Consider the following 21,462-nt stretch of genomic DNA (forward strand, 5'->3'; position numbering starts at 1 on the left):
TATAAATGGGGTGAAGCTATGTCTGTAGTAGGAGAAGAAAGAAAGCGAACCATTCTTGAAAAGGTAGAATTTAAAGGGAAAGTAAAGGTTTCAGAATTAGCGAGAGAATTTGCTGTATCAACAGAAACGATTCGTCGATATTTAGAAGAATTAGATCGTGAAAAGAAGCTGAAAAAAGTGTATGGTGGAGCTGTTCAACTTCCAGGCGCTGGAGTAGAGGCACCAATGTTAGAACGAGAGATGCTGCATATAGAAGAGAAGAAGAGAATTGGGTATAAAGCAGCAACGTTTGTGGAAGATGGAGATGTGATTGCAATTGATGACGGAAGTACACCACTTCAAATGGTGCCATATCTTGTACATCGTAAAAATTTAACGATTGTAACAAGTTCATTTCCAGTAGCGACACAATTAATTTCTTCTATTAATAAAAAGATGTTTCACGGTGAAGTTTTATTTATTGGTGGGAAAGTATCTCCAAAGCATTCACGCGTATCAGGATCTATTTCGCAGCAAGTCATCCAGCAATTCCATTTTCATAAAGCATTTGTTTCGATTGATGGATTATTACCTAGTTTTGGAGTTTCTAGTTTTGAATTGGAAAAGGCGAAACTGTCAGAGGCGATGATGAAATTAGCTGAGAAAACATATATTTTATGTGATCATACGAAGGTAGGCGTGAAAGGGAATTATCGTATAGCAGCAATTTCGCGTATTCAACACGTAATTTGTGATAAAAAAATGCCATATAGCTTTGAAGAAGAACTTATGAAGCATAATATTCAGTGGACAGTTTGTTAAATACAGTGAAAGCACATAAACACCCGCCTAATTTTTAGGAAGGAGTTTTATTGTCTGCAAATCGTAAAATAAAAGATTTGCATTTATGCAAAAAGTGGACACATTTTCTCACCTCTTTCATATAATTTACCAATACAAAAAAAGTTGGTCGAAGGAAAGAAGGGAGAACATGTCAGAACGAATATATAATAAACTTGTATTGTACGCGAATATTTTGCAAAAAATCGGTGTCATCAATGAGAAGGAAAAAAGTGAAATTCTTCATACGATAGGTAAAAAATCCCTTTGAATAAAGGGGTTTTTTTATTTTTATCTTTAAAAATATAAATTTAATGTAATATTCTCATTGACAATGATAATGATATTCATTATCATTTATTTGTGAGTAATTGATAAGTATTATCAATTAAGAAAATTATATATGATAGGGGATATTATTTTGAAAAAAAATTATATGAAGGCGCTAGTAGTAGCGACAACATTAGCAATTCCATTTGCTACGTACTCTACTCCAGCATTAGCGGCATTAAAAGTTGAAGCAAATCAATCGGTAGCAGCAGCGAGTGATCGCACGTATGATACTGAGATTAAAATATATAAGGACCAAAAAGACGAGCCATCTATGGTTTCTCAATATATAAAAGATCCTAAAGTAACGATTGCAGCTGGCAAAAAAGTTGTCACTGTAACAATGCAAGATAGCGATTATTTTCAATATCTTAGAATAGAAGATAGAAACCAGCCAGGTGTATTTCATGATGTGAAAGTTTTGTCAGAAGATAAGAGGAAGAATGGAACGAAAGTAGTTCAATTTGAAATTGGCGAGTTTGAGAAGAAGAACAATATGCAAATGCATATACTTATTCCGGCTATTGGATATGATCACAAATATCAAGTTCAATTTGAAATTAAAGATCCAACTGTAGGTAACAAAGAAACAGAGAAACCAGATGATAACTCTAATTCAGGCAATACGGAAACGGATAATCCAGTTGATAATCAAAATATGATAACAGATAACAAATTAAGAGAGCTTGTTAATAAAAAAGTATTTAATAGAAAAGATTTAAATACACCAATTACGAAAGATGAGTTATTACAAGTAAAGGATTTGTTTTTAAATACAAATGAGATACTTGATTATAGTGCATTAAAATATATGCCAAATTTAAAATCTTTAACAGTTGCGAATGCGAAGATAAAAGATCCGTCGTTCTTTGCGAACTTAAAGCAATTAAATCATTTAGCTTTGCGTGGTAATGAATTTGCAGATGTAACGCCACTTGTTAAGATGGATAATTTAGAATCCCTTGATTTAAGTAATAATAAAATTACAAACGTTGCACCACTAACTGAAATGAAAAATGTAAAAAGTTTATATCTATCAGGCAACCAAATAGAAGATGTAACAGCATTAGCGAAAATGGAACAACTAGATTACTTGAATTTAGCAAATAATAAAATTAAGAACGTTGCTCCATTAAGCGCTTTGAAAAATGTAACATACTTAACTTTAGCAGGTAATCAAATTGAAGATATTAAACCGTTATATTCATTACCTTTAAAAGACTTAGTATTAACGCGTAATAATGTTAAAGATTTATCGGGTATTGATGAAATGAAGCAATTAAATAAATTATTTGTCGGGAAAAATCAAATTAAAGATGTGACACCACTTACTAAAATGACTCAGCTTACAGAATTAGATTTACCTAATAATGAATTAAAAGATATTACTCCATTATCAAGTTTAGTAAACTTACAAAAGCTTGATTTAGAAGCGAATTATATTTCAGACTTATCACCAGTTAGCAATTTGAAAAAATTAATATTTCTAAGTTTTGTTGCAAATGAAATCCGTGATGTCCGACCAGTTATAGAACTAAGTAAGACGGCTTATATTAATGTCCAAAATCAAAAAGTATTTTTAGAGGAAACAGAAGTAAATAAAGAAGTAAAAGTACCTGTATATGAAAAAGATGGTGAGGTTTCTACGAAAATCCGTCTGAAGAGCGATAATGGTACGTATAGTAATGGTGTAGTGAAATGGAGTACACCAGGTGAGAAAGTATATGAATTTGGTGTGAAAGATCCATTCGCGGATACAGGAATCTTCTTTACAGGATCTGTTATTCAAAATGTAGTAGAAAGTAAAGACGGTAATACATCTAAAGAAGATGAGAAAACAGAAGTGGTAGAATTTAAAGATGTACCAAAGGGACATTGGTCAGAAGAAGCAATTAATTACTTAGCGAAAGAAAAATTATTTATAGGCTATGGAAATGGTGAATTTGGATTTGGTGATAACATTACTCGTGGACAAGTAGCACTTCTAATACAAAGGTATTTAAAATTAGAAAATAATCTAGAACCAAAAACGGCATTTACAGATACGAAAGGAAATATGTATGAAACGGCTATTGATGCAGTGGTTCAAGCTGGAATTATGACAGGATATGGAAATGGTATGTTCCGTCCGGATGGAGTATTAACTCGATATGAAATGTCAGTAGTACTACAAAGAGTATTTCAGTTAAAAGAAAATGAAAATAGTACAGAGAATTTTCAAGATATACCAAATGACCATTGGGCGAAAGGGTATGTGAAAGCTTTAGTAGATAATAAAATATCAAAAGGTGACGGGGAAGGGAATTTTTTAGGAGATAATTTCGTAACACGTGAACAATATGCGCAATTTTTATATAATGCAATAAAGAAATAAAAAATGAGGAGAATGCGCTATTCTTTAATTAAAGAATAGCGCATTTTTTATGTACAAAATGAAATAGGAAATAGATAGGAGTATAGACATATGAATAGCCTATTTTAAAGAAGAACGACGAAACTATATTGACAAAAAAGCGTTCTCATGTGATAATTCAATTAAATTTTTAGAATAATCAAAAAATACTCCTTTTACATAGAAAGGATTCGAACCTTATATGAATATTATGCCGGGGGTGACGAAATGTTATTTTTTCTGAAGAAATGGAATGAATTAAAAGATGTGAAATCTGAATTGGCACTTCGTGATTGGTTTTATGGTACCAAAATTAGCTTATCGCTATGTACGTCAAAAGAGCCGTTAACATTTTTAGTAAACGTTGAGGGAAGAGATAAAGGGCTATTTTCGGAAGAAGATTTTATTGTCGTAAATTGCATGTGCGAGTCAGTATTTGAAAATGAAGAAAAACCAGCTGCAGAGTCATTTATGCATGCGGATATTTATAAAAAAAGTAGTGCAGGATGTATTTTACAAGTGCAGACTGTAGATAGTCATTTAATATCAGAGTTATATGGGGAAGAAGGAGAAGTAACGTTCGATAAACGCAGTGTGGAGCGTGTTTTCGGAAAAGAAGGTATAACAGAAATGACAATTCCAATTGTAGAAGATGAAAAAAAATTCGCTGATTTATTAGAAAGCAATGTTCCGAATTTCATTGAAGGTGGAGGGGTAGTTCTTGTTCATAATTATGGCATGATTGTGTGGGGAAAAACGCCAGAAGAAGCGAAAAAATGGTTAGAGGGTATAGAATATTTAATGAACTATCATGTAAAGTTATTAATGATTAAGGGTGCAAGGAGCTCTGTTATATAAAAATGGATGTGACATGGCTACAAGTTAATAATAAATGAAAGCGTTTTAAAAATAATTTCACTCATAAAATATAGGTCTCCTTATTATATATAGATTACATGTTGACATGTAAGGAGGAACATATTTTGCGAGTTAAATATCATTTTCTGCCAAAACAGCAAGTAACATTTTGCAAGATAAATGATTCTGGTGAAGAGGCACTGCAAATGATGAACGAAACGGGATTTCGAGCCATCCCAGTATTAGCAGAAGATGAGAAGAAATTCACGGGGATTATTTATAAAGTAGATTTATTAGAAAAAAAATGCAATAGCGGATTAGAGCATGTAAGTGCAGGAGATATGCTCGCTGATTCTAATGCATTTATTTTTGAAAAGGATTCCTTCTTCAGAGCTTTTTATGTAATTCGTCGGCTTCCGTTTTTAGCCGTGCTAAATGATTATAATGAATTTGTTGGTATGTTAACGCATTCGAATATATTTGATGTTATTGAAGATTCATTTGGTATGCGAACAGGTGGTTATATATTAACAATTGCAACACAAGATTGTAAAGGAACGATTAAAGAGCTTGGTACATTGTTAAAAGCATATAATATTGGTGGCCTATTTACGCTAGATAACGGTGATCAATATATCCGCCGCGTTATTGTAAATATATCAGATGAGTTAGATGAAACAAAATTAAAGCAATTAATCGGAAAAATAGAGAAAAAAGGATTCAGAGTGAGTCACGTAGATTATATTTAAGTTAAAAAGAAAAGTACCTATCTGTTATATATAGATAGGTACTTTTTTGTCCCGCTATTTGTGGGCAGTAAAATCCATGTCTCAAAATTTGGTGAAAGCAAAGAAGTTAGGTGGGCGGGTGTTGCCCGTAAAAGCCCGATTGGTGAGGGCTAATTAAAGTTTCACTTTATGTGAGTAATGAACTTTATTTTGAAACAGGAGGCGGGGATAATGCTAGATCAGATAAGAAAATAAAGTCTGCATGCTCACGAATTTTAGGGATAGAAGTTTCAATAACGCGTGATGTAATTTCACCTGGAGGACCCACATGCCCGATAGCTACCATAATAGGTTTTTCTTGAATTTTTTTGATGAGTAATTGGGCTTGTTTTGAAATATGCCTTGCTGTATACACATCATCAAAAAATAGTTGGTTTTCAATAATAGGAACTCCTAATTCTTTTCCGATTTTTGGGACGACACTATTAGGGTTAGTTTTACTATCTAAGTAAAATAAACCGTGTTTTTTACAAGCAGCAAGTATAAGGCGAACAATTCTTTCATCCGCTGTTACTTTTGAGCCCATATGATTGTTCATTCCAATTGCATGCGGTACTTCTTGAATCGCTTGTTCAAGTCGGTTGTTTATTTCTTCATCACTTAAATCAGTTGTAATTGCTTTTGGCCCAAGCCATTCTTTTTTGCCTTTTATAGGTTCCATTGGCATATGTATAATAACTTCATGGCCTTTCTTATGGGCAGCTATTGCATCTTCTTTTGTGGAAGGAAGAAACGGCATAACAGCAACAGTGAGTGGAATGGGAAGTGATAACATTTGATTAGTCCCCTTCATATTATTACCGAAATCATCAATGACAATAGCAACTTTATTCGTATGAGCATTTGCTTGAATAGGAAATAAGAAGGACGGTAAAAACAAAACAATGATGAATAATGCAATCGTATATTTTCGCATATAAATATTTCCTTTCTATTGTTATCCCGCTATTTGTGGTAGTAAGACTCCCACCTCAACATTGGGCTGGATAGGTGGGAGATTCACTGCCTACCCGATTGGTGAATGCTAATAATCAGTGGGGGCTGAACAAAAAACACTGATTAAAGTTTCACTTTATCAATCATCATTATGTTTTGCTTTTTTATATAAATTAAACAAAAAATGTCGAAGAAAAGTAGGTGGAAAATTAAGAATCCCCGGTTTACGTAGAATTTATAAAAAAACAAGATGAAAAAAATGTCTATTATTGCGAATGTATTTACAAAGATAGAATAATTTGTAATAATTCTCAAAGTGAGGGTAAAGATTTGTAAATTACAGGGAGAAAATGTTAAAATTTCTGATTCTTCAAATTTGCATATGATTAAGTAGTTAAAAAAGTCAATGGAGAAGTGAAGTTAAGAGCATGGAAGTATAATAAGGGGGATATGGATGTTTACTGTAAAAAGGAAGTACACATTAGAAAAGCTTTCACGTGATATTCATATGAAACGTGAAGAAATGATTCAACTAGGATTAACAAGTGGGTTAAATAGTAGGGAGACAATTCAAGTTAGTCAAGAATTGGACAAGCTTATTTTACAATATCAATGTTATAAAGACAAACAAACACCGAAATGGTTTTCAATTATAAAAATACCTATTTTCCAAATCGGGTATGAAGGAAAATCAAATAATTTTTGGCGAATGCTTGTGGCTGGTTTTATGAAATAAGTATAATTACCCTTATAGGATAAGGATAATTATACTATGTGTAACGGAATTTCGATATGAACTGTCGTTCCTTCGTTTTCTGTACTGTCAATAAAAATATGCCCATTATACATCTCTACAATTCGTTTACATATGACAAGTCCAAGACCTGTTCCAGTATCTTTATTAGTAAAGAACGGATGAAAGAGGTGTTTTTGAATATGTTGCGGAATCCCTTTTCCAGTATCTGTAATCTGCAATTGTGCGTGTGTTTCATTGTTTTTTACTACAATGGTTAGTGTATCACTAGAAGTCATGGCCTCAATTGCATTTTTTGTAATGTTTAAAACCACTTGTTTCATATGGTCTTTCGAACAACGGATATGAACAGGATGGTCTGGCAAATGTAAATGGAATACAATGTTATGTAAATTCGCCTCAGATTGAATAATTAATGCTATCTCATTTAGAATTGTTCTTACATCATATGTTTGTTCGATGATGGCGGTTGGCTTTCCGAGAATAAGAAATTCACTTACAATTTCATTGATTCGCTCTATTTCTTGTTCAATTACGGAAAAGTAGAACTGATCTTGCTCATCTTTATATTTCTCTTTTAATAGAGCGACGAGTCCTTTAATTCCAGTAAGAGGATTACGGATTTCGTGTGCTGTACTCGCTGCAAAAGTTCCAACTAATTCAATTTTCTGTAGTTCATTTTGTTGTCTTTCAAGTTTTGTTTGACGTTTTAACAACATGTATTGAACAAGTAAAAATAAAATAGACATTAAAAATAAAGTAGCGATACACTCTATTGTAACCCACTGGTATAAGGTTTTTTGATGAATAGGTAATGGAGAAACAGAGACCTTCCAATTTAATCTTTGGAGTGGGGTAGTAAGCATATTAGAATGCGTATCACTTGTGTCGTTATTATCATCGGTTAGAAAAACTACATCATGTTTATCAGTTACCTCAAAATGGTATTGTGGTTTAATGGCATTTAAAGAAGATGAAATGTAATCAAAGCGTAAACTAGCTAATAATAATCCTGAGAGCTCCTTCTGTTTATTAAATATGGGAGCAGCAATCATAATAGCTTTATGTCCAAGAACGCGATCAGTAATGACTGATGATACAGTGGTTTTTTTAGTTTGGAGCACGTCTTGAATATATTTACGGTCTGAAACATCTATAGGCTTTGATTCATCTTCAGATGCGATTGTAATGACTCCTTCTGGTGTAGCGTAATATAGACCAGAAAAGCGTGCATCGTTTCCATCTGTATCATGTACAATTTGTTTAATGCCATTTATATTACCAGTCTCGGTGCCTACAACTTTTGCAAGCATGTCTAAAGCAGAAATTGCTTCACCAAGATGATGATCCAAATAATCTCTATATAAAAAGAGAACTGTATGAGCGGATAATTTGTTTTCCTGTTTCATTTTATATGTATGATACGAATAAAATGTAGCACCAATCCCTATTGTCGGTAGGATAACAAGCAATATATATATAATTATGCTTTGGAATTTGACTTTCAAATGTGGTACTCCTTCTTTTTTTATTATCATTATATATAAACTATGTTAAAATTGTCATGTTTTTATTCAAGAATGATTCTTAATATATTAGGGGAGAGGAAATGAATGAGTGAATGCTCATTCGGAATTCACATGAAGTATGAAGTGGCATTTTCTTTTTATTGCTGAGAATTTAAGTGAAGGGTTGAAAGTTGTATGACATCAAATAATGAACGAGAAGATATTTCTCAATCTTTAAAAGTATTTATTGCATTATCTCGTGTACATCGTTCTGTTATGGATACTACAAATAAATCTATACAAAGTAACGGGTTAAATCCAACTGAATTTGCTGTATTAGAACTGCTATATCATAAAGGTGGTCAACCACTTCAGCAAATTGGTGAGCGCATTTTAATAGCTAGTGGCAGCATTACATATGTTGTAGATAAGCTGGAGAAAAAGGGATTAGTAAAGAGAATCCCATGTCCGAATGACAGACGTGTTATTTACGCGCAATTAACTGAGTCTGGCGAGACCTTTATTGCTTCTATTTTTCCGGGGCATGAGAAAGTTATACATCAGTCTTTTGAAATGTTAACGAAAGATGAAAAAGATGAATTACTTGATTTATTAAAAAAAATTGGGAAGTATGAAAAATAATATGTTCCAAAGGAGCTTTGGATAAGTAAATCCAAGGCTTTTTTATTTGCAATGAACTCAGGGCAGTCACTGCCGAATTTTGTTGAAAATTAAGAGGGAATTCGAGAATACGTATTGAATTATAATAAAGGTATGTAATGGAGAGGAGGCTCGTTCATGTCATTTAAAGACTATGAATATAAACGCCCAAATATTGAAGAGTTAAAAGAGAAATTTACTGTTGCTTTAGAGAAGTTTGATAACGCAAAAACTGTAGAAGAACAAAAACAAGTCATTCATTCAATTAATGAAATTCGCAACGATTTTGGTACAATGGGAAACCTTTGTTACATTCGCCATTCTGTTGATACGACGGATACTTTTTATAAGGAGGAGCAGGATTTCTTTGATGAATTCTCTCCAGTTGTACAAGGATATGGTACAAAATATTATAAGGCACTCATTAATTCTCCATTTCGTGAAGAATTAGAGGCGTATTATGGAAAACAATTATTTGCTCTAGCAGAATGTGATTTAAAAACATATTCAGATGAAGTCGTGAAAGATTTACAATTAGAAAATAAATTATCATCGCAATATACACAGTTATTAGCATCTGCAAAAATTGACTTTGCTGGAGAAGAAAGAACGTTATCGCAACTGATTCCGTTTATGCAAGGAAAAGAAAGAAGGGAACGTAAAGCAGCAAGTGAAGCATACTACGGATTTTTAGCTGGAAATGAGGAAGAACTAGATCGTATTTATGATGAGCTTGTTAAAGTGAGAACGAAAATCGCAAAATCTTTAGGTTTCAAAAACTTTGTTGAACTTGGATATGCAAGAATGTACCGTACAGATTATAATGCGGAGATGGTGGCTAATTACCGTCAGCAAGTGCTGGATTATATCGTTCCCGTTACAACGGAATTAAGAAAGCGACAACAAGCACGTATCGGTGTAGAGAAGTTAGCTTATTACGACGAAAACTATGAGTTTGCTACAGGTAACCCAACTCCAAAAGGAGATGCGGATTGGATTGTTGATCATGGAAAGACAATGTATAAAGAGTTATCGGCTGAAACAGATGAATTTTTCAATTTCATGCTAGATAATGATTTATTAGATTTAGTTGCGAAAAAAGGAAAAGCTGGTGGCGGATATTGTACATATATTGAGAATTATAAAGCGCCATTTATTTTCTCAAACTTCAATGGAACATCTGGTGACATTGATGTATTAACACATGAAGCGGGTCATGCTTTTCAAGTATATGAAAGTCGTAAATTTGAAATTCCAGAATATAATTGGCCAACATATGAGGCATGTGAAATTCACTCTATGAGTATGGAATTCTTTACATGGCCATGGATGAAGCTATTCTTTGAAGAAGATGCAGATAAATATTACTTCTCTCACTTAAGTTCAGCACTTCTGTTTTTACCTTATGGTGTATCTGTTGATGAATATCAACATTATGTATATGAAAATCCTGAAGCATCACCTGAAGAGCGTAAGACAGCATGGCGTAACATAGAGAAGAAATATTTACCACATCGTGATTATGAGGATAATGATTATTTAGAGCGCGGTGGTTTTTGGCAACGTCAAGGGCATATTTATAGCTCACCGTTCTATTATATTGATTACACGCTTGCTCAAATTTGTGCGCTACAATTTTGGAAACGTGCAAGAGATAATAGACAAGAGGCGTGGGAAGATTATGTGAATCTGTGCCAACAAGGTGGAAGTAAATCGTTCTTAGAATTAGTAGAAGTTGCAAATTTAACATCACCATTTGCCGAAGGCTGTGTGAAAAGTGTTATTATAGAAATTGAAGCATGGTTACATGCGATTGACGACACAAAATTGTAAAAAACATGCACTTTTTTTCACATGTTTAACATCGACATAATGGGAAAATGATGAGATAATAAAAGAAAATTCAGAATACTAAAGGGGTGTTTCTAATAAGGAGCACCTCTTTTGACCAACAAAAGGGGGGAACAAGTATGCTTCAATCTAATATGGATGTAAGTTTAGAAAGTTTAGTAAACTCATTACAGTCTACTCGAAGCACGCTATTATCAGAAATTGAAATGTTAAATGACACCGAAGTGAATGTAAAGCCACGCCGTGATAAATGGAGTATTATTCAAATTTTACACCACTTGCATTTAGTTGAACAATCTGTCACGTCTGCCCTTGTATATGCTTTACAAAAAAATGAAAGAAACATGACTCCATTTAAAGACCTCCAACTTACGCTTGATCGCACACATAAACGAGAAGCTCCTCAGCAAATGCAACCAACAGAAACTTTAATGAAAAAACAGCAAGGAATTCAATTGCTAGAACATTCACGACAAGAACTATTACACGCACTTCATAGTGTTATAGATGAAAAAAATCTATTTGAAAATGGATTAAAGCATCCTGTTTTTAATGATCTGAATTTGTATCAATGGGTTCAATTTCTTGATTTGCATGAACAAAGACATCTTACGCAGTTAAAAGAGGCGAAACATGCAATTTTGCAGCGCTAAAGTGGAAGAAGTGGGAAACCACTTCTTTTTTGATACGTGCATAGTTTTCTTTCTTATTTTGGAATACTACATGGAGAAAGGAAAGAAGGAGTTGAAAAAACATGTCTAAGAAGAAGCGAGAAGAAGAGCGCGCCTGGAAAGCACGTAAAGAAAATCAACAACCACACGGAAAAGTGAAAGCTTTTGCTGAATTAGTTGAAGGAACAGAAAAAACGTGATGAGTATTTCATCACGTTTTTTGTATGAGTGGAAACGTTAATAAAAAGGTTGTACCGATTCCTTTTTCACTTATAATATCAATTTTTCCATTCATAGCTTGAACAACACTGAATACGACCATCATTCCAAGTCCAGTGCCTTTTTCTTTCGTTGAATAAAAAGGAGAGCCAAGACGTTTTACTTGTTCCGAATCCATACCGACTCCTGTATCTTTTATATATAACTGAATATGCTTATGATCAGGAACTAATGTGAAATAAAGATCACCGCCTTTTGGCATAGCCTCAATGCAATTTTTTAAAATATTTAATAAACATTGATTTAGTTTTTGCTTTTCTCCAGCGATAAAAAAAGAAGTGCTTTGCTTTATATAATGAGTACGTACATTTGTTAAATTAGCAAGCGGTGTAATTAACGACAATGCATGTAGTAATTCTTCTTCTAACTGTAATGTTTGCTCTTTTTCAATGCTAGGTTTGGCAAAGGTTAAATAATCTGTAAGAACATGATTTGCTTGTTCGATGCCGTTAATGGCAATGTCAATATATAATTTTCGTTCCTGCTCAGTGCATGTATCTGATTGTAACAGTTGTAAAAACCCTTTCGTTGAAGTTAATGGATTGCGAATTTCATGAGAGATAGATGCTGCCATTTCACCAATTAAATGAAACTTTTCAGCATTTATAAGTTCGTTTTGGAGACGAACTTGAGTTTGTAATATGTGTAGTAAATATAAAATTAGGATTGTACCAAGCATTGAACATAACTCATACACAATAATATGCGGTATATAATCAGTCTTATTTGTAACCTTGGAAAGGAAGAAGGGTATCCAACTAAATCCGTATGTGAGACTGTAGATAATAGCAAGTGTTATTTTTATACGATTAGAAGTTCGATTGAAAAATTTATATGTTAATAGTAGAACAATAAATAGAAGAACAGAACCGATAAGAGATGGGAAAACACCTACCCCACCTAATAATAAGCGATATATGTTTAATACAACTAAGATAGAACCACCAGCAATAGGCCCTCCCGTTAATGTACCGACAATTAATACAATATGGCGCATATCAAATTGAAAACCATTATTTATTTTTGCTGCAAATGTAATACAGAGTACGGTAGCGAGGCAACAGAGTACAATAAATATAGCTGAATTTAATTTAGGAGAGCGTTTCCCTTTTTGATTCCAAAATAAATGATATACGAGCATTGTAATCAGGATGAATAATATATTTAAAAAGAGATAAATAATAAAGGATTTCAGTGGGATGCCCCCTCTCTTCTTATATTAAATTAATCATACTATAAAATGAAAGAAATGAAATGAAAAATAACCGAAAAATCAGAAATTTTTACGCTAGTATACAATATGTTACAATAAGCTGTGTCAATGAAAGAAGAAATTCCGTGCACCGCGCGGGAGAGGTTCGCGAACTCCCTCTATAAAAAACTATGGAAACAACAATATCCTTAGGTATTGTTTTGTTTTTTTATTGTGACAGTTCAAGAACGTTCTTTCTTCTTATTTATAGTAGAGAAGGAGAATGAGTGAAATGAAAAAAGAAAAAGCAGTTGTTGTTTTTAGTGGAGGACAAGATAGTACAACATGTTTATTTTGGGCAATAGAGCAGTTTGCAGAGGTAGAAGCTGTAACGTTTAATTACAATCAACGTCATAAGCTAGAAATTGATTGTGCAGCGGAAATTGCGAAAGAGCTAGGAATAAAGCATACGGTACTAGATATGAGTCTATTAAATCAACTTGCTCCAAATGCGTTAACGAGAACGGATATGGAGATTACACATGAAGAAGGTGAATTGCCATCGACATTTGTAGATGGACGAAATTTACTCTTCTTATCATTTGCTGCTGTATTAGCAAAACAAGTGGGAGCACGTCATATTGTAACGGGTGTATGTGAAACTGATTTCAGCGGTTATCCAGACTGCCGTGACGTGTTTGTGAAATCGTTAAATGTTACATTAAATTTATCTATGGATTATCCGTTTGTCATTCACACGCCACTTATGTGGATTGATAAAGCTGAAACATGGAAATTATCAGATGAACTTGGAGCATTTGAGTTTGTTCGAGAAAAAACATTAACATGTTATAACGGAATCATTGGTGATGGTTGCGGTGAATGTCCAGCATGTCAACTTCGTAAAGCAGGATTAGATACGTATCTGCAAGAACGCGAAGGAGCGAACAACTAATGGATAACTTTTTTGGATTTCGCATCGTAGAGAATTTGCAAAAAATGGACAAGGATATTCAGCGTAAACAACTCAAATATCATAATAAAAGAGTAATGGTCAGTAAGGAATTTACATTTGATGCAGCACACCATTTACACTGTTATGAAGGGAAATGTAAAAACTTACATGGTCACACATATAAAGTTGTATTTGGAATTAGTGGATATGTAAATGAAATAGGTCTTGCAATTGACTTTGGAGATATAAAAGAAATTTGGAAAAATGAAATAGAAATTCATTTAGATCATCGTTATTTAAACGAAACGTTACCAGCAATGAATACGACTGCTGAAAATATGGTCGTTTGGATTTATGAAAAGATGGCAGAAGCACTAACAAAAGAGAATCGTGTGAACGAATATAAGGGAGCTCGCGTTGAATTCGTTCGTCTATTTGAGACACCGACTAGTTATGCGGAAGTAAGACGGGAGTGGATGCTCGATGAGTAAAATCCCTGTCTTAGAAATATTCGGTCCGACTATTCAAGGTGAAGGAATGGTTGTAGGGCAAAAGACAATGTTTATCCGTACAGCTGGTTGTGATTATAGCTGCGCTTGGTGTGATTCTGCTTTTACGTGGGATGGATCAGCTAAAGATCAAATTAGACAGATGACAGCAGAAGATATTTGGAGTGAGCTTGTTGCAATTGGAGGAGAAAATTTTTCTCATGTTACGATTTCAGGTGGAAATCCGGCATTACTGAAAAATATTGAGTTTCTTCTTTCTATATTAAAAGAAAATGGAATGCGAACGGCAATTGAAACACAAGGGAGTAAGTGGCAAGATTGGTTACTTGAAATTGATGAGGTAACAATTTCGCCAAAACCACCAAGTTCGACGATGAAAACAGATTTTCAGAAGTTAGATGCTATGATTCAGAAACTAGCAGGAAAAGATATTAGTTTAAAAGTAGTAGTATTCGATGATTATGATTTTGAATATGCAGTTAAGATGCACGAACGTTATCCAAAGGTACCATTTTTCTTGCAAGTAGGAAACGATGATACAAAAACAGTGGATGATGCGATGCTTATTAAAAAATTATTAGATAAGTATGAGTGGCTGATTGATAAAGCTGTAAATTGTAAAGAGATGAATGATGCAAAAGTATTGCCTCAACTTCATGCGTTAGTATGGGGAAATAAACGCGGTGTATAATGAGAAGGGATGTTTAAAAATGGCAGGAAGATTAGATGAAGATTTAAAAGATGTAACATTATTAGGAAATCAAAATACAAAATATTTATTTGAATATAGCCCAGAAATATTAGAGGTATTTGATAATAATCATCCAAACCGTGATTATTTTGTAAAATTCAATTGTCCTGAATTTACAAGTTTATGCCCGAAAACAGGACAACCAGATTTTGCAACAATTTATATTAGCTATATTCCAGAGCAAAAAATGGTAGAGAGTAAATCTTTAAAGTTGTATTTATTTAGTTTCCGCAATCATGGTGATTTCCACGAAGATTGCATGAACGTTATTATGAACGACTTAATTAAATTAATGGATCCACGTTACATTGAGGTATGGGGGAAATTCACACCACGTGGTGGCATTTCAATTGATCCATACTGCAACTACGGTCGCCCAGGGACGAAGTATGAACAAATGGCTGACTACCGCATGATGAACCACGATCTATATCCGGAAACAATTGATAATCGTTAATAGAAAGAAAGGGCCTGTATACTATACAGGCCCTTTCTTTCTATTATATTATGCATTTTGATTAATGACAGTATAGTTTTTATGACTTACAACTGTAAGAGGTTCCATATCTAGTTCTCTAAAATTCTTCATAATTGTTATATCAACAATAACAGAGTTTTGATTTACTTTTTGAACACGGCCTTGCATTCCACCTTTAAATTCGATGATATCTCCAGTTTCTGCGATCTGCATAAGCAACTCTCCTTGTTACAGTTTTCCCAAAAAAAGAATAAATTTGGGTTTTTTTATTTCCTCCTATTTTGAACCATATTTCCTACTTTGTAAATGTTTCCAAAGTAAAAAATCGAAAAATATTCACTTTTTGTAAGAAAATATGTAAAAAATCCATGTTATTTGAAAAAAATAGCGAAAATGCGGGAATCTTTATATCGAGGTATAATGAAAAAGTAGAATAACCTACTGAAGTGGGAGAAATTAGAGGCGGTAAAATGATGTTTGAATTTGTGGGGAGTGTTATAGCTTTAATTTTATTTTTATTTTCTTATATGCATTTAAAAAAGATTCGTCAATATGATACGAGTACATATTTTGATGGGATGGATGGTATCCATGCTTCGATAACACATGATAGTGGTGGGGAGATGTAAAGGTATATAACTTTATTTTCTTGCGTGGTATGATGTTTAGAACTAGTGCATAATAAAGTTCGTAAGTGATGAATGGAGAGTGAAGAGAATGAAGATTTCTTTTATTCGTCATGGTTGTTTAGGTCGTATAAGAGAACCGATGACAATTACTTCATTTCACGAATGGATGAAACAGTATGATTCCGAGTCAATGATACAAAAAGCTAAAATGCCGATAGAAACAATAGAGGCAATTGAAGCAGCGAAATTTGTCTTAACAAGTGATCAAAGGCGTGCTGTACAATCAGCAGCTGAATTAACGGATTCTTTATCTTTTATGCAAAATTCTCTTTTTAGAGAAGCTGAAGTTCCTTCATGCTTTTTTGCTCCGAAGTGGTTGAAATGCAAAATTAAGGTATGGATGTTCATTGGACGAACATTATGGATACTTGGCTACCATAAAGGTGTTGAGTCCTATAAGGAAGTAAGAGAGAGGGCAAGGCAAGCGGCTTACCTGTTACATCGTTATGCTCTCGTACATGGAAGTATTGCTCTTGTAGGTCATAATTATTTTAATTCGATGATTGGAGCGGAGCTGAGGGCAATGGGATGGTCTGGTTCTCCTATTTTGCATAGAAAGCCATGGGGATGTACAACATATACGTTTCACGAGGCGATGGATGGAAATATATTAAATACGAATTTAACATAAAAGCACACGATTTATATAAATCGTGTGCTTTCTTTTTAAGATATAGAAATTTTGACGTTTAATGGTTTTACGAGATGAGCATAAGGTTCGCCTACTAGCATAACAATTTCATCTTTTTTATAACCTAACTTTTCGTATAATGAATAGGCGCGTGTGTTTTCTAAATTAACAAGTAAAGCGATTTTTTCATGCCCTTTTTCAGTTGCATAGATTTCGGCAGCTTCAATTAATTTAGAACCGATACCTTTTCCGCCGTGTGCACTTGAAACTGATAATGTATCAATGTAATACTCATCAAGCTCAGCTTCTTTTTCTAACGTAATTGATTCATCTTTATGTAATTCTCTTAAGTGATGTACAATTGGTGCGTCAAGCTGTGTTGCTTCACTACCGTGATAAGCGACAATAACTCCAACTGCACCCCCGTCTTGCTCATATACAAAACAGTTTTCATAGCTCAGTCGATTTTTCTTTTTTGAGAACCATGTTTCAAGTCCTAGTAATACTTCTGTCTCAACTGTGCTACCTGTGATTTTTTCAGCAATTTCGTGCAGAGCGTTATACAATAAAGGTGCTACCAGTTTCGCATCTGTCTTTTTTGCTTTCCGAATCATAGTATCCCTCCTAGTTCTATTCATATATTGTAGCATAGCGGTGTGAAACTTTGCATAATTGAATGTCGAAATGTTTGATATAGAGAAGTAGCTATGTTAGTATATGATATTTAGTGGACATATACTAAAGAGATATCTTTTGAAAAATAATGAAAATGAAATGAAGGTATAGCATCTGGATAATTTTACAGTTGTTGACCTATAGAATATAAGATAAAATAAAATATTGCATAGAGGTGAAATACATGGATAAAGAATTAGCAAATACAATTTTGGATCAGCTGAAAAATGGTGAAATAAAGGAGTATGTTGTTACGAAAGATGTATTTTATACGTTCAGAGAAGTTTTAGTAAATCGAGAAGACTTTAAACATTTCATTGGTAACGCACAGCGAGGCGGGCAAGTGATTTATACATATTCAGAAACGCCACGTTCATAAAGGGGAATTTTGATCAGCAGGGCATCTCTCACTGATTAGTAGCCTTCACCAATCGGACGTTTAATGCGGGATAAATAAAAGATAAAGGAGAGGGGAATTATGGGCGATTTTAAACAAGGCATTTTACCACATTGGGATTATATGTGGAAAGATAGAGCCGGCAATCGATTTATGGGAATGGTTATGTATCCAGAGAAAAGAAAATGTTCAGCAAAAATGCTTCAGAAAATAAAAAGAGCATATGAAGAAGCAGTAGAAATTAAAGTAACTGTACAAGTTCAACATACATATCAGTACGTAGAAGGAATGATTGTATACTTTGATGAAGAGGCTCCTGTATGTACAATGATTGATAAAGATGAAAATCCGCATCATATATTTGTAAAAGATATTTTGCGCATTGAGCAATCTGAATAAACTTTTCATAAATAAATTGAAGTTCCATAATAATAATCTTTTTCTATAATAGTTATCTTTTAGTATGTAACGAGAAACGAAAGTATATGTATAATATATTTAATAAGGTAAATTTGATAAATGTAATCTTTTTTTAGAGCAGATTATAGTTTCATATCTGTTCTTTTTTGCGTGATGCTGGAGAAATATATTTCTTCAGCATCTACCGTTTTATGACAAAATATATTGTTAACTTTTTTAAAAATAAGGTTAAATTCGTTGACAACTTTTTTGAAAAGCACTTTATTGACATGAGTTTTAGAATGTTGTTTCATAGTCATTGTATTGAAAAAAAACGGCTATCATGTCGAAAAGTAAAAGTTAAAAAAAGAAAGAATTTATACATATATCTTGTGTCTTATTTTGAAACGTAATACAATATATAGAGAAATCAAGAACAACATATAGAGAATATAGATTTGAGAGGGAGGGTCGGAAATGTTAGTTGCATATGATTCTATGACAGGAAACGTGAAGCGTTTCATTCACAAATTAAATATGCCGGCCGTTCAAATTGATGAAGATCTAGTAATAGATGAAGACTTTATTCTTATTACGTATACAACAGGTTTTGGCAATGTACCAGAACGTGTTTTAGACTTTTTAGAGCGCAATAATGAAAAATTAAAAGGCGTATCTGCAAGCGGCAATCGTAACTGGGGAGACATGTTCGGTGCAAGTGCTGACAAGATTTCTACTAAATATGAAGTGCCTATTGTATCAAAATTTGAGTTATCTGGAACAAATAACGATGTAGAATATTTTAAGGAAAGGGTGCGGGAGATTGCGACACATTGAACTGAATAATGAAATCACGCAAATGCAGGACGGTTTTTATCAGCTTCATAAAGATAAAGAGGCATTAGAAGTCTTTATGGAAGAAGCTAGAGAGAATACCGTTCCTTTTAATAGCGTGGCAGAGCGAATGGAGTATATGAAAGAACATGATTACTATTACAACGTTCTGGACGAGTATAGCTTGGAGGAAGTAGAGGAAGTATATAACATCGCTTATGGTGAAAACTTCGAGTTCCAATCTTATATGGCAGCATCTAAGTTCTACAAAGATTATGCGTTAAAAACGAATGATCAAAAACAATACTTAGAAAGCTATGAAGATCGTGTAGCAATTGTTTCATTATACTTAGGACGCGGTGATGTTTCGAAAGCAAGACAATTCGCAAGCATGATTGTAAAACAAAACTACCAACCAGCGACACCAACCTTTTTAAATGCGGGAAGAAGCAGAAGAGGAGAAATGGTGTCTTGTTTCTTGTTAGAGATGGACGATAGTTTAAATTCAATCGGCTTTAACATTAATACTGCGATGCAATTATCAAAAATCGGCGGGGGAGTAGCTTTAAACTTATCTAAGCTACGCGCACGTGGTGAGCAAATTAAAGGTATCGACAACGCTGCAAGTGGTGTAGTACCTGTTATGAAATTGCTTGAAGATTCGTTTTCATATGCGAATCAGCTTGGCCAACGAAAAGGTGCCGGTGCAGTATATTTAAACATTTTCCATTGGGATATTATTGAATTCCTTGATACAAAAAAAATAAATGCCGATGAGAAGAGCCGTATTCAGTCTCTATCAATCGGAATTATCGTTCCAAGTAAGTTCTTTGAGCTTGCTGAGAAAAACGAACCTTTCCACGTTTTCGCGCCTTATACGGTTTATAAAGAATATGGCAAGCATTTAGATGATATTGACATTGATGAAATGTACGATGAATTAATGAGCAATCCGAAAGTGAAGAAGAAGCCGCTAGATATTAGTGCACGTGATATGCTTATTAAAATCGCCATGATTCAGCTTGAGTCTGGTTACCCATACTTAATGTTTAAATCAAATGCAAATAATCAACATCCATTGAAGGATATTGGAACTGTGAAGATGTCGAACTTATGTACAGAAATCTTCCAGCTTCAAGAAACTTCAGAAATAAATGATTACGGTACAGATGACATTATCCGTCGTGATATTAACTGTAACTTAGGATCGTTAAATATCGTAAACGTAATGGAAAATAAAGAAATTCGTGAAGCAGTTCATGCGGGAATGGAAGCTTTAACAGCTGTTTCTGATATGACGATTATTCCGAATGCACCAACTGTGAAAAAAGCGAATGACGAGCTTCATTCAGTTGGACTTGGAGCAATGAACTTACACGGATATTTAGCAAAAAATAAAATCGCTTATGAAAGTGCAGAAGCGAAAGAATTCGCTCGTACATTCTTTATGATGTTAAATTACTATTCTATTGAGAAAAGTATGGAAATCGCTACAGAAAAAGGCGAGACATTTAAAGACTTCGATAAATCTGATTATGCGAATGGCACATACTTTGAAAAGTATGAAACGACAGATTACAGCCCAGTAACTGAAAAAGTTCAGCAACTATTTGAAGGAATTCATATTCCAACAAAAGAAGATTGGACAAGTTTAAAAGAGCAAGTGCAAAAGAATGGTTTATACAACTCATATCGTCTTGCCATTGCTCCAACACAATCAATCAGTTACGTTCAAAATGCAACTTCAAGCGTAATGCCGATCGTAAGTCAAATCGAATCAAGAACATATGCGAACGCGACAACATATTATCCAATGCCGTATTTATCAAAAGATACGTTCTGGTACTATAAATCTTCTTACGATATGAATCAGTTTAAATTAATTGATTTAATCGCAGAAATTCAAGAACATATTGACCAAGGAATTAGTACAATTCTTTACGTTAATAGTGATATTTCAACACGTGAATTAGCACGTTACTACATCTATGCACATAAAAAAGGCTTAAAGAGTCTGTATTATACGAGAACACGTAAATTAAGCGTGGAAGAGTGTGTGGCTTGTACCGTTTAATATAAAAAGTGAGACATGATGAGCAGGGTTTT

Annotated in this window: 24 protein-coding genes and 1 riboswitch; of the genes, 19 read left to right on the forward strand and 5 right to left on the reverse strand. The window is 33.7% G+C overall.

Going from position 1 to position 21,462, the window contains the following annotated elements; genetic code table 11:
* The first annotated feature begins 18 nt into the window (after positions 1-18).
* The 4 genes from ACTFRH_RS03095 (at position 19) to cbpA (ending at position 5,148) form a co-directional block, all read left to right on the forward strand.
* Positions 19-801, forward strand: coding sequence for a DeoR/GlpR family DNA-binding transcription regulator (locus ACTFRH_RS03095; RefSeq protein ID WP_000117668.1), 783 nt, complete (start codon positions 19-21; stop codon positions 799-801).
* Between the two features lie 439 nt (positions 802-1,240).
* On the forward strand, positions 1,241-3,523 hold the full coding sequence (locus ACTFRH_RS03100; RefSeq protein ID WP_000742636.1) for an NEAT domain-containing leucine-rich repeat protein: 2,283 nt from the start codon (positions 1,241-1,243) through the stop codon (positions 3,521-3,523).
* 246 nt (positions 3,524-3,769) lie between these two features.
* Positions 3,770-4,399, forward strand: a complete 630-nt coding sequence (locus tag ACTFRH_RS03105) for a class II aldolase/adducin family protein (RefSeq protein ID WP_000896006.1) — start codon at positions 3,770-3,772, stop codon at positions 4,397-4,399.
* A 125-nt stretch (positions 4,400-4,524) separates the two neighbouring features.
* Positions 4,525-5,148, forward strand: coding sequence for a cyclic di-AMP binding protein CbpA (gene cbpA, locus ACTFRH_RS03110; RefSeq protein ID WP_001264205.1), 624 nt, complete (start codon positions 4,525-4,527; stop codon positions 5,146-5,148).
* A 184-nt stretch (positions 5,149-5,332) separates the two neighbouring features.
* Here the strand turns inward: cbpA and ACTFRH_RS03115 are convergent, their stop codons facing one another.
* A complete protein-coding gene (locus ACTFRH_RS03115) occupies positions 5,333-6,103 on the reverse strand; it encodes a divergent polysaccharide deacetylase family protein (protein ID WP_001234108.1) in 771 nt (256 codons plus the stop codon).
* 474 nt (positions 6,104-6,577) lie between these two features.
* Between ACTFRH_RS03115 and ACTFRH_RS03120 the strand changes: the two genes are divergently transcribed.
* Entirely contained in the window at positions 6,578-6,859 is a 282-nt protein-coding gene (locus tag ACTFRH_RS03120) for an aspartyl-phosphate phosphatase Spo0E family protein (protein WP_000495534.1), read from the forward strand.
* Positions 6,860-6,888: 29 nt separating this feature from the next.
* Here the strand turns inward: ACTFRH_RS03120 and ACTFRH_RS03125 are convergent, their stop codons facing one another.
* Positions 6,889-8,385, reverse strand: a complete 1,497-nt coding sequence (locus ACTFRH_RS03125) for a DUF3149 domain-containing protein (RefSeq protein ID WP_000865055.1) — start codon at positions 8,383-8,385, stop codon at positions 6,889-6,891.
* A gap of 195 nt (positions 8,386-8,580) precedes the next feature.
* Here ACTFRH_RS03125 and ACTFRH_RS03130 point away from each other — a divergent pair, with 195 nt between their 5' ends.
* The 4 genes from ACTFRH_RS03130 (at position 8,581) to ACTFRH_RS03145 (ending at position 11,767) form a co-directional block, all read left to right on the forward strand.
* On the forward strand, positions 8,581-9,027 hold the full coding sequence (locus ACTFRH_RS03130) for a MarR family winged helix-turn-helix transcriptional regulator (RefSeq protein ID WP_000203347.1): 447 nt from the start codon (positions 8,581-8,583) through the stop codon (positions 9,025-9,027).
* 156 nt (positions 9,028-9,183) lie between these two features.
* Positions 9,184-10,878, forward strand: coding sequence for a M3 family oligoendopeptidase (locus ACTFRH_RS03135; protein ID WP_000008570.1), 1,695 nt, complete (start codon positions 9,184-9,186; stop codon positions 10,876-10,878).
* Positions 10,879-11,015: 137 nt separating this feature from the next.
* Positions 11,016-11,549: a DinB family protein gene (locus tag ACTFRH_RS03140; protein WP_440048769.1), complete on the forward strand. Its 534-nt coding sequence runs from the start codon at positions 11,016-11,018 to the stop codon at positions 11,547-11,549.
* A 101-nt stretch (positions 11,550-11,650) separates the two neighbouring features.
* Entirely contained in the window at positions 11,651-11,767 is a 117-nt protein-coding gene (locus ACTFRH_RS03145) for a DUF6254 family protein (RefSeq protein WP_000038355.1), read from the forward strand.
* Positions 11,768-11,778: 11 nt separating this feature from the next.
* Here the strand turns inward: ACTFRH_RS03145 and kinB are convergent, their stop codons facing one another.
* Positions 11,779-12,987: a sporulation sensor histidine kinase KinB gene (gene kinB, locus ACTFRH_RS03150; RefSeq protein WP_002163901.1), complete on the reverse strand. Its 1,209-nt coding sequence runs from the start codon at positions 12,985-12,987 to the stop codon at positions 11,779-11,781.
* A 206-nt stretch (positions 12,988-13,193) separates the two neighbouring features.
* Positions 13,194-13,237: riboswitch (PreQ1 riboswitch) on the forward strand.
* 93 nt (positions 13,238-13,330) lie between these two features.
* Here kinB and queC point away from each other — a divergent pair.
* Genes queC through queF form a run of 4 tightly spaced genes read left to right on the forward strand, consistent with a single transcriptional unit; the run spans position 13,331 to position 15,710 of the window.
* On the forward strand, positions 13,331-13,993 hold the full coding sequence (gene queC / locus ACTFRH_RS03155) for a 7-cyano-7-deazaguanine synthase QueC (protein ID WP_000711595.1): 663 nt from the start codon (positions 13,331-13,333) through the stop codon (positions 13,991-13,993).
* The gene (gene queD / locus ACTFRH_RS03160) at positions 13,993-14,484 is read left to right on the forward strand and encodes a 6-carboxytetrahydropterin synthase QueD (RefSeq protein WP_000368409.1); all 492 of its coding nucleotides are present in this window, start codon (positions 13,993-13,995) and stop codon (positions 14,482-14,484) included. The genes queC and queD overlap by 1 nt, the downstream gene beginning before the upstream one ends.
* Positions 14,477-15,193 carry a 7-carboxy-7-deazaguanine synthase QueE gene (gene queE / locus ACTFRH_RS03165; RefSeq protein ID WP_000036275.1) on the forward strand — a complete coding sequence of 239 codons (717 nt, stop codon included), beginning with the start codon at positions 14,477-14,479 and terminating at the stop codon, positions 15,191-15,193. The genes queD and queE overlap by 8 nt, the downstream gene beginning before the upstream one ends.
* Before the next feature lie 19 nt (positions 15,194-15,212).
* Positions 15,213-15,710 carry a preQ(1) synthase gene (gene queF / locus ACTFRH_RS03170; RefSeq protein ID WP_002163902.1) on the forward strand — a complete coding sequence of 166 codons (498 nt, stop codon included), beginning with the start codon at positions 15,213-15,215 and terminating at the stop codon, positions 15,708-15,710.
* Positions 15,711-15,758: 48 nt separating this feature from the next.
* Here queF and ACTFRH_RS03175 read toward each other — a convergent pair whose 3' ends face one another.
* The gene (locus ACTFRH_RS03175) at positions 15,759-15,944 is read right to left on the reverse strand and encodes a YkvS family protein (protein WP_001165082.1); all 186 of its coding nucleotides are present in this window, start codon (positions 15,942-15,944) and stop codon (positions 15,759-15,761) included.
* A gap of 233 nt (positions 15,945-16,177) precedes the next feature.
* Between ACTFRH_RS03175 and ACTFRH_RS03180 the strand changes: the two genes are divergently transcribed.
* Positions 16,178-16,360 carry a hypothetical protein gene (locus ACTFRH_RS03180; RefSeq protein ID WP_002004691.1) on the forward strand — a complete coding sequence of 61 codons (183 nt, stop codon included), beginning with the start codon at positions 16,178-16,180 and terminating at the stop codon, positions 16,358-16,360.
* Between the two features lie 88 nt (positions 16,361-16,448).
* Complete coding sequence (locus ACTFRH_RS03185; protein WP_000703095.1) at positions 16,449-17,051, forward strand: hypothetical protein; 603 nt, start codon at positions 16,449-16,451, stop codon at positions 17,049-17,051.
* Between the two features lie 35 nt (positions 17,052-17,086).
* On the opposite strand, the gene ACTFRH_RS03190 is transcribed toward ACTFRH_RS03185, so the two are convergent.
* Positions 17,087-17,665: a GNAT family N-acetyltransferase gene (locus ACTFRH_RS03190; protein WP_000619539.1), complete on the reverse strand. Its 579-nt coding sequence runs from the start codon at positions 17,663-17,665 to the stop codon at positions 17,087-17,089.
* Between the two features lie 245 nt (positions 17,666-17,910).
* On the opposite strand from ACTFRH_RS03190, the gene ACTFRH_RS03195 reads away from it, so the two are divergent.
* The 4 genes from ACTFRH_RS03195 to nrdE all read left to right on the forward strand — a co-directional run bounded on the left by ACTFRH_RS03195 (position 17,911) and on the right by nrdE (position 21,430).
* A complete protein-coding gene (locus tag ACTFRH_RS03195) occupies positions 17,911-18,105 on the forward strand; it encodes a hypothetical protein (protein ID WP_000356683.1) in 195 nt (64 codons plus the stop codon).
* Between the two features lie 99 nt (positions 18,106-18,204).
* Positions 18,205-18,522, forward strand: a complete 318-nt coding sequence (locus tag ACTFRH_RS03200) for a hypothetical protein (protein WP_000502202.1) — start codon at positions 18,205-18,207, stop codon at positions 18,520-18,522.
* 477 nt (positions 18,523-18,999) lie between these two features.
* Positions 19,000-19,359: a class Ib ribonucleoside-diphosphate reductase assembly flavoprotein NrdI gene (nrdI, locus tag ACTFRH_RS03205; protein ID WP_000959447.1), complete on the forward strand. Its 360-nt coding sequence runs from the start codon at positions 19,000-19,002 to the stop codon at positions 19,357-19,359.
* The gene (nrdE, locus tag ACTFRH_RS03210) at positions 19,346-21,430 is read left to right on the forward strand and encodes a class 1b ribonucleoside-diphosphate reductase subunit alpha (protein WP_001215839.1); all 2,085 of its coding nucleotides are present in this window, start codon (positions 19,346-19,348) and stop codon (positions 21,428-21,430) included. Before nrdI ends, nrdE begins: the two co-directional genes overlap by 14 nt.
* Positions 21,431-21,462: the final 32 nt, after the last annotated feature.

Origin of the sequence: Bacillus cereus group sp. MYBK216-1, from assembly GCF_051916495.1 — a bacterium.
GTDB lineage: Bacteria > Bacillota > Bacilli > Bacillales > Bacillaceae_G > Bacillus_A > Bacillus_A thuringiensis_K.

Excerpts from the sequence above, each read along its gene's own strand:
- kinB (WP_002163901.1), bottom strand. The coding sequence starts at position 12,987 with ATGCTCGTATATCATTTATTTTGGAATCAAAAAGGGAAACGCTCTCCT.
- ACTFRH_RS03195 (WP_000356683.1), top strand. The coding sequence starts at position 17,911 with ATGGATAAAGAATTAGCAAATACAATTTTGGATCAGCTGAAAAATGGT.
- nrdI (WP_000959447.1), top strand. The coding sequence starts at position 19,000 with ATGTTAGTTGCATATGATTCTATGACAGGAAACGTGAAGCGTTTCATT.
- ACTFRH_RS03105 (WP_000896006.1), top strand. The coding sequence starts at position 3,770 with ATGTTATTTTTTCTGAAGAAATGGAATGAATTAAAAGATGTGAAATCT.
- ACTFRH_RS03135 (WP_000008570.1), top strand. The coding sequence starts at position 9,184 with ATGTCATTTAAAGACTATGAATATAAACGCCCAAATATTGAAGAGTTA.
- ACTFRH_RS03130 (WP_000203347.1), top strand. The coding sequence starts at position 8,581 with ATGACATCAAATAATGAACGAGAAGATATTTCTCAATCTTTAAAAGTA.
- ACTFRH_RS03120 (WP_000495534.1), top strand. The coding sequence starts at position 6,578 with ATGTTTACTGTAAAAAGGAAGTACACATTAGAAAAGCTTTCACGTGAT.
- ACTFRH_RS03185 (WP_000703095.1), top strand. The coding sequence starts at position 16,449 with ATGAAGATTTCTTTTATTCGTCATGGTTGTTTAGGTCGTATAAGAGAA.
- ACTFRH_RS03175 (WP_001165082.1), bottom strand. The coding sequence starts at position 15,944 with ATGCAGATCGCAGAAACTGGAGATATCATCGAATTTAAAGGTGGAATG.
- ACTFRH_RS03140 (WP_440048769.1), top strand. The coding sequence starts at position 11,016 with ATGCTTCAATCTAATATGGATGTAAGTTTAGAAAGTTTAGTAAACTCA.
- ACTFRH_RS03115 (WP_001234108.1), bottom strand. The coding sequence starts at position 6,103 with ATGCGAAAATATACGATTGCATTATTCATCATTGTTTTGTTTTTACCG.
- ACTFRH_RS03095 (WP_000117668.1), top strand. The coding sequence starts at position 19 with ATGTCTGTAGTAGGAGAAGAAAGAAAGCGAACCATTCTTGAAAAGGTA.
- queE (WP_000036275.1), top strand. The coding sequence starts at position 14,477 with ATGAGTAAAATCCCTGTCTTAGAAATATTCGGTCCGACTATTCAAGGT.
- queF (WP_002163902.1), top strand. The coding sequence starts at position 15,213 with ATGGCAGGAAGATTAGATGAAGATTTAAAAGATGTAACATTATTAGGA.
- ACTFRH_RS03200 (WP_000502202.1), top strand. The coding sequence starts at position 18,205 with ATGGGCGATTTTAAACAAGGCATTTTACCACATTGGGATTATATGTGG.
- ACTFRH_RS03145 (WP_000038355.1), top strand. The coding sequence starts at position 11,651 with ATGTCTAAGAAGAAGCGAGAAGAAGAGCGCGCCTGGAAAGCACGTAAA.
- queC (WP_000711595.1), top strand. The coding sequence starts at position 13,331 with ATGAAAAAAGAAAAAGCAGTTGTTGTTTTTAGTGGAGGACAAGATAGT.
- queD (WP_000368409.1), top strand. The coding sequence starts at position 13,993 with ATGGATAACTTTTTTGGATTTCGCATCGTAGAGAATTTGCAAAAAATG.
- ACTFRH_RS03190 (WP_000619539.1), bottom strand. The coding sequence starts at position 17,665 with ATGATTCGGAAAGCAAAAAAGACAGATGCGAAACTGGTAGCACCTTTA.